We start from the raw sequence: 13,174 nt of genomic DNA, 5'->3' as shown, positions 1-13,174 counted from the left end.
CCCACTATGGCTCCCCGGGCATCCACTTCATCCCTTCCCGCTCAGTGCACGCGGGCGGGCGGCAGGTTGGACGGCGCCAGTTCACCCGACTTGAGCGACGTGGCCGAGGGGCAGACCAGCGCCTTCAGGTCCTCGGCGCGGCGGCCCAGGTCGTCGAACACGCGCGTCGTCCGCGTCACCGGGTCCGTCACCGTCGTCCCCTTCAGGTAGGGCGACAGCGCCGCCACCCGGCCCGCCGCGCGCGGCGCCACGTGGAGGAACTCCGTTTGCGTCTCACCCGCATGGCACCCGCTGCACGTGTTCATGGAGAACTTGTGCCGCGCCTCCGCCGACACCCCCGGCGCGCGCCAGAAGAGGTCCAGGGGCACCAGCGACGACGCCCCCAGGAACGGAATCCCTTCCCGGCTGGCGGGCACGGTGTGCCGCTCCGCGAGGATGTCCGCCTCGTTCTCCCGGATGTAGCTGCCCAGCATCTCCGTGTTCATGAAGTGCATCGCCGGCGTCAGCTTCACCGTCTCCGGTTGCAGGCCCTGCGGCGTGAGCACGAACTCGCGCATCTCCCAGGGCTCGGCGAGCGCGATTTCGTTGGTGCGAATCTGGTTCAGCGCGCTGCCCTGGTGCCGGCCCGCCATCACTCCCGCCCGGGCGAACCGGTCCGTCAGCGCCTGCAGCTTCGCGTTGTAGTCCCGGTGCCCCACCTTCAGCGTGCCCAGCGCGTGCCAGTCGTTCGCCCACTGCTGGATTTCCGCCTGCGTGCCGCCCGGCAGCGCGTACTCCAGGATGACGGTGAACTCGAGCGGCGCCCCGTTCGCGTCCAGCACGCCGAAGACGAAGCGGCCCTCTCCGGCCTGCGCGCCCGGCCGGCGCAGGTCCATGCGGTTGACGATGGCCAGCAGCCGGAATGGCGCCTTGCTGAAGTCCAGCGGCCGGGACGCCCCGCCGCTGCGCGTCTCCCAGGGCCCCAGCACCTTCGTCTGCATCGCCGTGCGCGCCGGCAGCGGCAGCCCGTTGACGACCTGCTTCTCCATCCACGTCTTCAGCCACGCCCGCACCAGCGGCGACGGGTCCTGCCCGCCCGCCAGCTCGCGCATCAGCGTGCCGAAGTGCCAGGCCCCGCCGGGCGCCGTGCGCACCGGGTCCTCCACCACCGACAGCGCCGTCACCATCAGCTCGCTCGGCTTGTCGATGGTGCACGTCGTGGACTGGCACGCATACATGGACTCGCAGCCGTTGGCCGTGTTGCCGTCGCAGTCGTACCAGCCCGGCTGGCAGGTGTTGCCGCACGTCGCCGCCACGCACACGCCCTCCGCGTAGGGCCCGCTCTGGCACGTGTTGCCGCAGGCGCCGCAGTGGGACGCGTCCGCGGTGAGGTCCACCTCGCAGCCGTTGCTGGAGTTGCCGTCACAGTCGGCCGTGCCCGCGGGGCAGCGAATCTCGTACGCGGGACCCTCGGCGCACGTGGACTCGTTGCCCAGCGCGTCCCTCGCCGCGACGAACACGCGGTGGCTGTTGCCCGCGCTGAAGGGCATGGTGGCCGTGAAGCGCCCCTCCGCGTCCGCCTGCACCGTGCGCGCCGGAGTCCCCGTGCACGCCACGTCGATGAACACGCCCACCGTGGCGCCCGGCTCCGTCGTGCCCGTCACCGTGAGCTCCCGGCCCGTGCTCGTGTACCGCCACTTCACGTCGATGATGGACGGCGGAGGCGGCGGCGTGCTGTCGTTCTGGTACTCCAGCGGGTTGGAGCAGGCGGACGTCGTCTGGCCGTAATAGCCGTCCGTCCCCTTCGCGCGGGCCGACACCGTGAGCTTCGTGTCCTTCGCCACCGTCGCCTGGTAGGAGAAGGCGCCCACGGAGTCCGCCGTCAGCACCGCGTCCGCCGTGCCCTCGCAGTTGGCGCGCTTGAAGACCTCCACCGTCACGCGCGGCGTGGCGCGGCCGTCGAAGATGGGCGTCAGGCTGCGCCCCGGCGAGCCCGGCCGCGTGGCCAGCAGCACCGGCGCCTGGAGCGTGCCACCCGTGCCGCCGCCATACGGGTACTCCACCGTCGGGCTGCAGGCCGAGCCGTTGCCGGCGGCGTCATACGCCCGCACCGAGTACGTGCCGCCCGAGCTGCTCGTCGGCACGCTGATGGGCACCTCGCAGTACGAGCCCGAGTCCACCACCGTGTTCGCCACCTCGGGACCGGTGCAGCCCGGGCCGCTGTAGACGCGCACCGTGGCGCCGGGCTCCGTCTCGATGGAGAGGCTGCGCGTCGTCCCCCCGGAGGTCCAGGACGGCGACGGCGTCTGGGGCCCGGTACGGTCAACCAGCACGAAGGCGCCCGTGCGGATGTTGTTGCTCTCGCTCACCTCGGCGACACGCTCGTTCGGGTCCACCCGGGCGCCCAGCACGTAGCTGCCCTCGGGCATGGCCGGAGCGGTCACCCAGGTGGTGCCATCCTTGCACTCTCCCGCCGCGAGCGTGACACGTGTGGTGGTCGCCAGCAGGACGTCGTCCCAGCCGATGGTCCTGTCCTGTGACAGGAAGAAGGCGACCTCCGTCGTCCCGGACGCGGAGCCGAGGTTGCACAGCCGGACCTGAATCTCCCGCGAGCCCGCCCCCAGGTCCGAGGGGCCTGTCAGGGACTCCATCCGGAAGTCCGGGGCACCGGAGCCCGTGTCCGGGCCGGGGTCGTCCGGCCACTGAGCGGTGGGGGGCGGTTCCGTGTCCCAGTCATCATCCGGGTGAGGCTCCACCACACAGCCGACGAGCGTTCCCGCGAGCGCCAAGGCCCACCACCGCCGCGCGTACATGAGAGACGTGCCTCCAGGGAGCCCCATTGTTGTCCGGCCCGTGCTGACGCGGTGGCTCCACCGCGCACCTGGACGGGCCAGGGCGGGCTTTATTCACCGCCAGCGCGTCATCGGCCCCGCCCCGAGTCGTCCGACAGGTGGCACTTCTTGTACTTCTGTCCGCTGCCGCACCAGCAGGGCTCGTTCCGCCCGGGCCGCTGCTCGCGGCGGGCGGGCTCGGGGGGAAGGGGGAGCCCCTTGAGGGCGCCCCTGTAGATGCCCACCACCGCGTCGAACTTCTTGCGTTGCGCGTCGCTCAGCTCGCCTCCGAGCTCCACGATGGCGTCCTCGAGGTCGGCGAGCGCCTGACCGGGCCATGGCGCCTCATCCGTGGCCAGGTCGTAGGCATCGAAGGCCTCGTAGAGGAGCGGCAAGGCCCGGGGGTCGCCGTAGTCGGCGAGGAAGGCGGCGCCCAGGCCCACGTCCTCGCGCAGCTCTTCGAGCAGTCTCGTGAAGATGGCCTCGCTCCTCGCCCCGCATTTGGCGAGGACTTCGAGCAGCCCCAGCTCCTCCTCCGCCCGTCCCTCCTCCAGCGCCTGGAGCGCCGCGGGAGCGGCAGCGGGACCGATTCGCGCCAGCGCGTGGATGAGCTCTCCGTAGAGGATGACATCCGGCTCCAGCGTGCCGAGCACCTCCACCATCGCGGGGATGGCCGCCTCTGCCTTCAGCTCGGACAGCAGCCGCGCCGCGTGGATGGGCGCCCAGCCCTGGCCCGGACCGTCGACGAACGACAGCTCTTCGTCCTCGAGGATGTCCACCACTGCCGGCACGGCGGCCTCTCCGAGCTGGAGGACCCTCTTCCGCGTCCTCTCGGAGAGGTGCCTCCCCTCCCGGGTGAGCAGGCGGCGCACGTCCACTCCCTCGACGACGGTGGGGCGCGAGCCCTCCCCCCGGGCCGTTCCGCACTCCGTGGCGAGCCAGTCCAGCGCTCCGGGACTGCGCTCCCAGGCGGCGAGCCCCTCGACGACGTAGACAATGGCCTCGTTCTTGTCACCGAAGCCGTGGAACGCCGGCGGGGTACGTGGCATCCGCTTGCGTCCGAGCAGGAAGGCAGGCACGTGTGGGTTCACCTTCCGCGCTTTCTCCAGCAACTCGTGCGCCCGGGCGCTGGAGCCCCCCTGCCGGAAGGCGAGGAGCGCGCGGGTGTAGGCCCAGTTCGCGGTCGCGTCGTCCTCGTAGGCCTGGAGCAGTTTCGCGAGCGCCTCGTCCTGTCCGAGCTCCACCAGATGTCCGGCGAGCACGAAGCGCACGCCCTGGTTGTCTCCCGGGTTGAGGCGCAGCATCTCCTGGTAGTGGGCCACGGCCTCCTCGCGCCGGCCGAGCGCCCACAGGCACCCAGCCAGTCCTTCGCGCGCGCGCATGTAGGGGCGCGTCTCCAGCAGGCCCCAGAAGTGACCGGCGTCCTCCTTGAACGTGTCCGGCCCGAGCGCGCGCTCGCCCGCGGCGACGCCCTTCTCATAGAGGGCCCGCTTCGCCTCCGGGTCGTCCTCCTCCTCGGCCAGCAAGACGTAGGCGTCGGCGCAGTCGGGCCACCGGTCCAGCGCCTCCCGGGCCAGGGCCAGGCGGCGGGCCGCGTCGGGGGCCTCCCAGGCGTCGTACATGAGCTCCTGGGCCCGGCTCGCCGGGGAGGCCTCGCGGCCGCGTCCGCCCAGCGTTCCCGCCATGTCCGCCAGCGTCCGCTCCATGGTGCGCAGGGGAGAGGTGCTGGATGCGCCGCCACGGGTACGCGCCGCGCGAACATTCCCGCCACCGGATGGGGTCTTCTTCTTCGGGGCCATTCTCACCTCGGGTCCGGGCCTCTTCCTCGAAGGGGCCTCGCGCCGGGGCGTAGAGCATGAACTGGCGTCCAGGACAACTGTGCGGGTAGTGTGGTCATCACCCAATGTGGTGGGGTAGATACAGTGGCCGCGAGCCCATGTGCGGGAGGAGGTAGGTTCAGGGCCTCATGGCCACCCACCCACGCATCCTCCTCCTCGCAGAGCGCTTTCCACCGGACATTGGCGGCCTGGCCCGAAGTGGGGCCCGCACCGCTGGCTCACTGGTGAAGCTGGGCGCGCGGGTGGACGTGCTCGCGTGGACCCGCACGGCGGCTCCGGGCTCCTTGCAGACGGTGGAGGACGCGGGCGAGGTGACGCCCTTCGCCCGGGGCGTCACGTTGCACCGCCTGGGCCTGTTCGGGAGCACGGACCTGTCCATGCAGCACACGCTCGACGTGCTCGGGTACCTGCACGCGAAGCGGCGGTATGACCTGGTGTGGGGGCACTACCTGTCGCCGCCCGGGTTCCTCGCCGTCGTCTTCGCGGAGTCGGCGGGCATCGCCTCCACCGTCAGTGCTCGCGGCAATGACGTGGACCAGCTCATGTTCCCTCCGGGCGACTTCGCGCGGCTGCTGTGGACGCTCCAGCGCGCGGACGTGCTCACCGCCGCGTCGGCGGACCTCGGGCGGAAGATGAGCCTCCTGCTCGGGCGCGAGCCGGGCGTGGAGGTCATCCCCAACGCCGTGGACACGGAGGTCTTCTCTCCCGGCCCCGCGGACCCGGCGCTCCGCGCGCGGCTGGGCATCGCCCCCGATGAGGTCGTCCTCGGCTTCTCCGGGGAACTGCGCCACAAGAAGGGCCTGCCGTTCCTCCTGTCCGCGCTCTCGGACGTGCGCCGCTCACGTCCCGCGTGCCTGCTCGTCATCGGCGAGGTGCGGCCGCGTGACGCCGAGCACCTCGTGGCCTTCCGCGCTGAGCACCCCGAGGACGGCGCCCGCATCATCATCTCCGGACCGCTGGACACGCCCGAGGCCATCGCCGCGCACCTGCGTGTCTGCGATATCTATCTCCAGCCCTCGCTGTGGGAGGGAATGCCCAATGCCTTGCTGGAGGCCATGGCCTGCGCGCGTCCCGTCATCGCCAGTGACGCGGGAGGCATCCCCGAGGCCGTGGAACACGGGCGCAATGGCTTCATCGTCCCCAAGGCGCTGCTCAACCACCTCGGGCAGGCGTGCCTCGACGTGCTCTCGCTCCCTCCCGAGCACCGCGCAGCGCTCGGCACCGCCGCTCGGCAGCGCATCGAGGAGCGCTTTCAGGCCAACAACGAGGCGGACGTGCTCCGGCGCGTGCTGGCCCGTGCCATCCCGAAGGTCTCTTCATAGGCGCCGGTTCAACTGGCTGGCGGTGTAGCCGACTGGCGGCGCATGTGTGGGCTCGCCAGCGCGGAGCGGATGCCTGACAAATCCATTTCATGGTAGGGTCTTCTCGTTCAGGCGCGTGTTGCAGTAGGACGCCGGGGGGCTTCATGCTGCAGGTGACCAACACCACGCCATTTGAGGCGGGTATTGACTTGTTCCCGGATGCGCGGGGAGTCGACACGCTGTATGTGATGTTGAAGGCCACCTTCGAGATCGCCCCTTCCGGGCAAGGGCTCCGCGTGGCCGAGAAGCAGGTACCCATTCTGACCGCCGACGTTCACTGGGGGAAGCCGGGCGCATCGAGCGTCCGGTATGCAGGGGAGCGCCACCTGTGCAAGCCCTCCACGGATGTCGTGCTCGTTGGTCAGGCCCATGCGCCTCGTGGCAAGCCCGTGACGGAGTTGGGCGTCCAGCTCTCCGTCGCGAACCTCTCCAAGAGTATTCATGTCACGGGAGACCGGGTGTGGCGTTCAGGCATCCTGTCTCCAGGGATTTCCGCTCCCGAGCCCTTCCTGTCCATGCCGTTGACCTACGAGCGGTCCTTTGGAGGCACGCATGTCCCGGAGCGAGGGGAGACGTCCTTCGAACCCCGCAACCCGGTCGGTCGCGGGTTCCGGGGCCGTCGCGGCGCGCAGGAACTGAGCGGGTTGCCCCTTCCGAACCTGGAAGACCCGCGCCACCCGGTCGCGAAGGCTGGAGACCGCGCCGTTCCCGCCTGCTTTGGCCCCGTTGCACCTTCCTGGGTTCCTCGCAAGCGCTACGCGGGTACCTATGACCAGGGATGGCGCAAGCACCGCGCGCCGTCCCTGCCCGAGGACTTCGACGCCCGCTTCTTCCATGTGGCTCCGGCCGACCTCATCGCTCCCTCTTATTTGAAGGGAGGTGAGCCCGTGAGGCTCGTCAACCTCCTGCCAGAAGGAGAGTGCCGGTTCCAGCTTCCCCTCTGTGTGCCTGCCATTCAGGCCCACATCGCGGACTCGGTGGAGACGCCACGCGCCAACCTGGAGACCGTGCTCATCGAGCCGGAGGAGCGCCGCGTCTGCATGCTTTGGCGCGCTGCCGCGCCATGTGACAAGCAGGTCCTGCGGGTCCGACATGTCGCCGTCAGTCTGGAGACGCTCCAGTTGAAGTCCTAGGAAAGAGAGGCGGACATGGAGGGGCGCGGCGCATGGATTCACGCTGTCGGCATGACGACGCCGCTCGGGCTTCGTGCCGCCGCGACCGCCGCCGCTGTTCGCGCGGGCATCAGCCGGCTCCGGGAGAGCTCCATCATCAACCGCAAGGGGGCGCCGATGATTCTCGCCACCCTGGCGGACGCGGACCTGCCCCCGCTGGCGCCGGAGCTCGTGGGCCGGCATGACCTGACGTCGCGACAGCTCCGGATGCTACGGCTCGCCACGCATGCGCTCCAGGAGGCGGCCTCGGTGCTGGCGCCGGGCGAGCGTCCGCCCCTGTTGCTCGCCGGACCGGAGCCCCACCCGAAGAAGCCGGCGTCTCCGCTCGGAGAGGGCCTCCTGGAGCTGCTGGCGCCGCAGGCGGGAGTCTTCCTGGACCAGGGTCGGAGCGAGGCAACGTCCCGGGGCAGGGCCGGCGGGCTGGAACTGCTGGGACGTGCCATGGAACTGGTGCGCTCCCGGAGGGCCACTTCCGTTCTGGTGGGAGGCGTGGACAGCCATCTGGACACCGGCCTTCTGGGCGTGCTGGATGAAGAGGGCCGGGTTCACGCGGATGAGGTGCTGGACGGGTTCGTGCCAGGCGAGGGCGCCGGATTCCTGCTGCTGTCCTCGCGAAGGGTCCTCCCGACTTCCACGGCGCTGGCGTTCGTGTCCGTCCCCGGAACCGGCGCGGAGCAGGGCCACCGCTACAGCGCCGAGCCCTACCTCGGGAATGGCCTGGCCGACGCAATCCGTGCCGCGGTCGGGGGCACTTCCGGACTCTCCATCCGGACGGTTCTCGCGAGCTTCAATGGCGAGAGCTTCGGAGGGAAGGAGTGGGGAGTGGCCTTCATCCGGAACCGAGACGCCTTCCACGCGGAGCCGCGCATGGAGCATCCGGCGGATTGCTTCGGAGACCTGGGCGCCGCATGTGGCCCGGTGCTTGTCGGACTCGCGGCCCTGGGCCTGAGGAAGGGATACCTGCCGGGGCCCTGCCTGGCCTGGTGTTCTTCAGAAGGAGCGCCGCGTGCGGCCGCGCTCGTGAGCAGCGAACCTGCCTAGAGGAGGATGTTTCGATGCCGAGTTCGGTCTTCGTCAACTTCCGGGGTGTGGTCCATCAGGGGAGCGGTGGCATGAACATGGTGTTCCCCGATGTCTGCAAGACGCCGTCTCCCGGTGGGCCGGTGCCCATTCCCTATCCCAACATCGGCAAGTCCAGCGACACGGCGAAGGGCCCCAAGTCGGTCGTGGTGGAAGGGAAGATGCCCATGGTGAAGGGCTCGAAGTACAGCGTCACCGCGGGCGACGAGGCGGGCTCGGCGGGAGGTGTCGTCAGTGGCTCGACGAAGGGGGAGGCGGAGTTCATGCTGTACTCGTTCGACGTGAAGTTCGAGGGCAAGAACGTCTGCCGCATGGGGGATCCGCTGTTCCACAACAAGAAGAACATCATGGGTTGAGGAGCGCGCCATGCCCAACCAGTTCGACGGTGGCGCGGGGCCCGCGGGCGGCCAGGTGCAGCAAGCGGATGAGGCTCAGCGGAAGAAGTGCAAGTGGTCCAACTGCGAGGGACACGAGAAGGACCTCGACGCGGAGTACCTCAAGGGCAATGTCGCACGCCAGGGGCAGAAGCTGAGGGAGAACCTCCTCGCGAAGCAGCTGGAGCCCTGGAATGGGGGCGGTCACGGAGAGACCAACATCCGGAAGATGTACCTGGACCAGCGCAGCGACGGCGTCATCACCCTCAAGGGGGAGACCTCTCCGTACCGCATCGAGGCACACCACATCCTCCCGGTGGAAACCGTGGAGAGCACGTCGACGCTGAAGGACAACGCAGTGCTCGCGGGTTGGGACATCAACCACATCTCCAACGGAATGCTCATGCCGAAGGATGAGATGGATGTGGCGCTCCATCTCTTGCAACAACACAACGGCAGTCACCCTGGTTCCTATACGGGACCCGTGGGGGCCGCGCTGAGCGAAATCGAGGATGCCTACCAGGATGCCTGCCAGGGCAAGGAAGATGTCGCAATCCAGCTCGCGCTGGCGCAGGCGCTCGAGGTGGTGTCCAACAGTGTCCGAGGGAAGATTCTGGGCATCCGGCAGCATGCCAGCGGAGTGGATTACCTGGGACTGCACCTCGACTCACTGACAGTCTTCCGCAATGCCGTTCACACCCTGGAAGAACGCCGGCAGCGCTACATGGAACAGCAGCGGCAGCAGATTCTCAAGAACACCCAATCCAAAACTCAGTGAGGAAGCTTGATGTATTACGTCATCCGCTACGGGCCCGCCGAAGACAATGCCGCGAGCCTGTACATGGATCCCATCCCGGGAAAGAAGGTGTCCTTCATTCGCGGTGAGCGGCTCGGAACCCTGCCGCCGCTGACCTTCCGTAAGCGCGCGGGGGACCGGGGAGGGTTCGTGGATTACATGGGGGCGTCTCCCTCCTGCATGGTCGTCTCCGGCCGCTTCGTGGAGGCGCTGCGGTCCGCGGGCGTCGACAACGTTGACTACTACCCGGCGCAACTCGTCGATGAGGCGTCAGGCCAGACGACCCCTGGCTACCAGGCCGCCAACGTGGTGGGGCTCATCACCTGCGTGGACCGGGAGAAATCCGTCTACACGCCGATGCCAGGCTTTCCGGCAGACGTCGTCCAGAGGAACGGTGTCCTCGAGTTCAAGGCCCTCCACCTCGATTACAGCAAGGTGCAGGGCGCGAAGCTGTTCAGGCTTTTCGAGAAGACAGGCATCGTCATCGTCGACGAGTCCGTCAAGGAAGCCATCGAGAAGGCCGGGCTGCGGGGAATCCGGTTGATGCCCGTGGAGGGGCTGGACGCATTCTATTAGCAGCGGGAGGAGTCCATATGCTGGGCAAGCCAGGGAGCGCGGTGTCACCCGACGAGTCCACCGAGGAGCGGCACTCCGCGCGGCGTGGGCCCCGCTTCGGGTGGATTTCAGGCGTGGATGCGCGGGGAGGGCTGTGGGTGGATTTTCCAGGCAACCCGGCGGGGCCGCTCTCCGCCCACTCACTGGTGTCGCTTGGCACGAAGGAACTGGAGGAGGCCGTCGCGCAGCGGCGGGGCGCTTTCCTGCTCTTCGAGGACGATGACCTCTCGCGGCCGGTGCTCGCCGGGCTGAGTCAGCCGGTGTCCTCTTCGCCGCTGCTGGAGGCGCTCCTTGAAGGGGGCGGGGAGCCGAACCTGGACGCCCGGGTGGACGGCAGGAGGGTGGTCCTGGAGGGCAAGGAGGAGGTGGTGCTCAGGTGCGGCGAGGCCAGCATCACCCTGCGCCGCAATGGCAAGGTCCTCATCCGCGGTGTGCAGGTGGAGACCCATGCCGCGGGAACCAACCGCATCAAGGGCGCTTCGGTGAAGGTCAACTAGGGAAGGGGCGTCCGTCATGATTCTCTGGGACGTCATCGAAGAGCACCTGGACGAAGCCGCCTTCCTCTGGCTCCAGTGGGAACGCGCGCTCGTTTCGCCGCGGTATGTGCTCCAGGAGGTGATGAGCGGTCCGGAGGAACGGCTGCTTGCGCATGTGCAGGGGTTGGTCGAGTGTGGGGCGCCCGCGGTGGAGCGTCTGCTGATACCCGCGCTGGAGGAGGAGCCAGGGCGGATCTGCTCCGCCGCGCTGGCGCTCCTGGCGGATGGAGCTCGCGAGCAGGTGGATGGGCTCCTGTGGCGGCTGGAGTCTGGCGGCAAGGGGTATCAAGACTGCATCCAGCGGGTGCTGACACTGGCGGGCGGGGAGGCACTCACATCCTGCCTGTGTGCGCTGCTGCGGGAGGGCAGGGCCTCCGCGCTCATTCTCGCGCACGCGCTCGGAGCGCTGAGTCTCCGTGCACGGGACATTCCGGACCTCGAGCTCAAGCCCTTCCTGTTCAGCGCGGAGCCGTTGCTTCGTGCCAGTGCCCTGCGTGCCGCCGGGTGCTGGAATCGACCTCTCCCGCCGGCGGAGCTGCGGAGCGCCCTGGATGCGTCTTCTGCCGCCGTGAGGGATGCGGCGCTCGAGGCGGGCCTGCTGCTGGGCGAGCGGGCCGCATGGGATGTGTGCCGACATGTTGTCTCGTCGCGGCTTCCGGGATGCGGGCTCGCCATGCGCCTGCTGGCCATGGGCGGGGCGCCTCAGGACATGCAGTGGCTGGTTCCGCTTCTCGGACTCCCGGAGCTCCGCGAGGACGCTCTCCGCGCGCTAAGGGCCAGTGGACGGCCAGAGGCCGTGGAGGCGTGTCTTCCGCTGTTGCGTGAGAAGAAGGTGGCCCGCCTGGCGGGTGAGGTCTTCTCCGCCACCACCGGCGTGGCGTTGGCGGGCCCGCTCGTGCGTGTTCCACCCGAGGAGGACGAGGACGAAGAAGCGCCTGTCTGCGTAGAGGTCTCGGAGGAGGCGCTGGCCCTGGGCGCGGAACTGGAGCTGCCGCTACCCGAGCCCGGTGCGGTGGAGGCTGCGTGGACGGAAGAGCGGAAGCGGCTCGTCGCGGGGACGCGCTACCTGCAGGGGCAGCCGCTGGGCGCTGAGCATTTCTTGATCACGCTCAGGGGGGCGCCGATGCAGCGCAGGCGTGACCTGGCATTGGAGCTCGCCATCAGGAGCGGAGGGAAGTGGAGGGTGGACACGAGAGGCTTCGCCCACCGGCAATGGGAGCAGCTCGGAAGCCTGCCACCGGCGAGCATGCCACGCCTTACGCGGCCATTTGGCGAGCTGGCTACGCGCTGAGTCGCGGCAGCGCATCGAGGAGCGCTTTCAGGCCAACAACGAGGCGGACGTGCTCCGGCGCGTGCTGGCCCGCGCCATCCCGAAGGTCTCTTCATAGGCTCGCACCAGCGCGGCCTGTGCACGGCCCCACGGGAAGTCCCGCTCCACCCGCGCCCGGGCCTTCGCGCTCAGCGCCGGCCCGAGGGCCTCGTCCGCTCGCAGCGCCTTCACCGCCTCCACAATCGCCTTCGCCGAGCCCGGCCGTATCAGCATCACCTCGTCCGGTCCGGCCAGGGTGCGCACCACGGGGAGGTTGCTCGCCACCACCGGCGTGCCCGTGGCCATGGCCTCCAGCAGCTTCAGCGGGCAGCAGCCCTGCACGCAGTTGCGGTCATTCACCGGCAGCGGCACCAGCACCACGTCAGATTGGTGATGCAGCCTCGCCAGCTCCTCCTGCGGAAGCGGCTCCAGCAACTCCACCGCGCCCTCCAGCAGCAGGTCCCCGCACCGGTCCATCAGCGCCCGCCGCCCGTTCTTCCGCAGCGGACCCACCAGCGTCAGCACCGCCGGCAGCTCCCGCCGCAGCAGCCGGCACGCCTCGATGGCGTGGTGCACGCCCTGCCACGACGTCATCGTCCCGCTGTACAGCAGCCGCACCGGACGCCCCGCCTCGGGCGGGCGCGGTGGCGCGTACCGGAACACCTCCAGGTCCACCCCGTTTGGAATCACCCGCACGCGGCCCGGCTCCGCGCCGCGCTTCACCAGGTACTCCGCCGTCACCTCGCTCGGCGTCACCAGCAGGTCCGCGCGCGAGAGGCACAGGTCCTCCTGCGCCACCAGCTTGCGTAGCAGCTCCGCGTCCTCCGCCACGTCGGGGTGGTGGTACTTCAGCTCGATGGACGGCAGCCCGTTCACCTCGAACACCAGCGCGTCCGTCAGCGCCTCCTTCCGCCGGGCTACCGGGTAGCCCTCGAAGATGGAGCGCACGTGCACCACCGCCGCCCTCGGCCTGTCCCGCCACCACGCCGCCAGGTGCGCGCGGAACGACAGCGCCTGCGCCACCAGGTCCCGCCCCCGCGCCTCCAGCGGGTGATACGTCACCCCTTCCGCGAGTGGGAGCGGACCCGTGCCCACGGTGCTGGCGTCCCGCAGGGCCAGCAGGTCCACGCCGCCGAAGGCCTCGCCCAGCGCCTCCACGAAGGCCCGGATGTGCACCGCCGCCCCCTTGGGCGCGGGGAAGCGGTCGAACGACGCGTAGATGATGCCGGTGCCGGACGGGGAGGGCGGGGACACGCCCATGTTGGTACCGCGCCCCGCCCATG

The 13,174-nt window shown here is 69.6% G+C and carries 11 protein-coding genes; 8 read left to right on the top strand and 3 right to left on the bottom strand.

Annotated features, from left to right (window positions below; all coding sequences use genetic code 11):
- Window positions 1–41: 41 nt before the first annotated feature.
- Complete coding sequence (locus tag K8638_RS33655) at window positions 42–2,768, bottom strand: Ig-like domain-containing protein (RefSeq protein WP_223758785.1); 2,727 nt, start codon at window positions 2,766–2,768, stop codon at window positions 42–44.
- A 131-nt stretch (window positions 2,769–2,899) separates the two neighbouring features.
- The gene (locus K8638_RS33650; RefSeq protein WP_223758784.1) at window positions 2,900–4,609 is read right to left on the bottom strand and encodes an SEC-C metal-binding domain-containing protein; all 1,710 of its coding nucleotides are present in this window, start codon (window positions 4,607–4,609) and stop codon (window positions 2,900–2,902) included.
- Window positions 4,610–4,776: 167 nt separating this feature from the next.
- Here K8638_RS33650 and K8638_RS33645 point away from each other — a divergent pair, with 167 nt between their 5' ends.
- From K8638_RS33645 to K8638_RS33610, 8 genes are all read left to right on the top strand, one after another.
- Entirely contained in the window at window positions 4,777–5,970 is a 1,194-nt protein-coding gene (locus K8638_RS33645; RefSeq protein ID WP_223758783.1) for a glycosyltransferase, read from the top strand.
- A gap of 143 nt (window positions 5,971–6,113) precedes the next feature.
- A complete protein-coding gene (locus K8638_RS33640; RefSeq protein ID WP_223758782.1) occupies window positions 6,114–7,142 on the top strand; it encodes a DUF2169 domain-containing protein in 1,029 nt (342 codons plus the stop codon).
- Window positions 7,143–7,193: 51 nt separating this feature from the next.
- Window positions 7,194–8,222, top strand: coding sequence for a beta-ketoacyl synthase N-terminal-like domain-containing protein (locus tag K8638_RS33635; RefSeq protein WP_223758781.1), 1,029 nt, complete (start codon window positions 7,194–7,196; stop codon window positions 8,220–8,222).
- A gap of 14 nt (window positions 8,223–8,236) precedes the next feature.
- Window positions 8,237–8,617: a DUF4150 domain-containing protein gene (locus K8638_RS33630; protein WP_223758780.1), complete on the top strand. Its 381-nt coding sequence runs from the start codon at window positions 8,237–8,239 to the stop codon at window positions 8,615–8,617.
- 10 nt (window positions 8,618–8,627) lie between these two features.
- Window positions 8,628–9,413, top strand: a complete 786-nt coding sequence (locus K8638_RS33625; RefSeq protein WP_223758779.1) for an AHH domain-containing protein — start codon at window positions 8,628–8,630, stop codon at window positions 9,411–9,413.
- A gap of 9 nt (window positions 9,414–9,422) precedes the next feature.
- A complete protein-coding gene (locus K8638_RS33620; RefSeq protein ID WP_223758778.1) occupies window positions 9,423–10,007 on the top strand; it encodes an imm11 family protein in 585 nt (194 codons plus the stop codon).
- Between the two features lie 17 nt (window positions 10,008–10,024).
- A complete protein-coding gene (locus tag K8638_RS33615; RefSeq protein WP_223758777.1) occupies window positions 10,025–10,543 on the top strand; it encodes a DUF6484 domain-containing protein in 519 nt (172 codons plus the stop codon).
- Window positions 10,544–10,559: 16 nt separating this feature from the next.
- The gene (locus K8638_RS33610; protein WP_223758776.1) at window positions 10,560–11,873 is read left to right on the top strand and encodes a TIGR02270 family protein; all 1,314 of its coding nucleotides are present in this window, start codon (window positions 10,560–10,562) and stop codon (window positions 11,871–11,873) included.
- A gap of 27 nt (window positions 11,874–11,900) precedes the next feature.
- On the opposite strand, the gene K8638_RS33605 is transcribed toward K8638_RS33610, so the two are convergent.
- The gene (locus K8638_RS33605; protein ID WP_223758775.1) at window positions 11,901–13,151 is read right to left on the bottom strand and encodes a glycosyltransferase family 4 protein; all 1,251 of its coding nucleotides are present in this window, start codon (window positions 13,149–13,151) and stop codon (window positions 11,901–11,903) included.
- Between the last annotated feature and the right edge of the window lie 23 nt (window positions 13,152–13,174).

The sequence above is a fragment of the Myxococcus sp. RHSTA-1-4 genome, assembly GCF_020037125.1.
In the GTDB taxonomy this organism is placed as follows: domain Bacteria; phylum Myxococcota; class Myxococcia; order Myxococcales; family Myxococcaceae; genus Myxococcus.
Note: the sequence above shows the minus strand (reverse complement) of the source record. Positions and strands in the feature narration are given on the sequence as shown.

Excerpts from the sequence above, each read along its gene's own strand:
- K8638_RS33650 (WP_223758784.1), bottom strand. The coding sequence starts at position 4,609 with ATGGCCCCGAAGAAGAAGACCCCATCCGGTGGCGGGAATGTTCGCGCG.
- K8638_RS33645 (WP_223758783.1), top strand. The coding sequence starts at position 4,777 with ATGGCCACCCACCCACGCATCCTCCTCCTCGCAGAGCGCTTTCCACCG.
- K8638_RS33640 (WP_223758782.1), top strand. The coding sequence starts at position 6,114 with ATGCTGCAGGTGACCAACACCACGCCATTTGAGGCGGGTATTGACTTG.
- K8638_RS33635 (WP_223758781.1), top strand. The coding sequence starts at position 7,194 with ATGACGACGCCGCTCGGGCTTCGTGCCGCCGCGACCGCCGCCGCTGTT.
- K8638_RS33630 (WP_223758780.1), top strand. The coding sequence starts at position 8,237 with ATGCCGAGTTCGGTCTTCGTCAACTTCCGGGGTGTGGTCCATCAGGGG.
- K8638_RS33625 (WP_223758779.1), top strand. The coding sequence starts at position 8,628 with ATGCCCAACCAGTTCGACGGTGGCGCGGGGCCCGCGGGCGGCCAGGTG.
- K8638_RS33620 (WP_223758778.1), top strand. The coding sequence starts at position 9,423 with ATGTATTACGTCATCCGCTACGGGCCCGCCGAAGACAATGCCGCGAGC.
- K8638_RS33615 (WP_223758777.1), top strand. The coding sequence starts at position 10,025 with ATGCTGGGCAAGCCAGGGAGCGCGGTGTCACCCGACGAGTCCACCGAG.
- K8638_RS33610 (WP_223758776.1), top strand. The coding sequence starts at position 10,560 with ATGATTCTCTGGGACGTCATCGAAGAGCACCTGGACGAAGCCGCCTTC.
- K8638_RS33605 (WP_223758775.1), bottom strand. The coding sequence starts at position 13,151 with ATGGGCGTGTCCCCGCCCTCCCCGTCCGGCACCGGCATCATCTACGCG.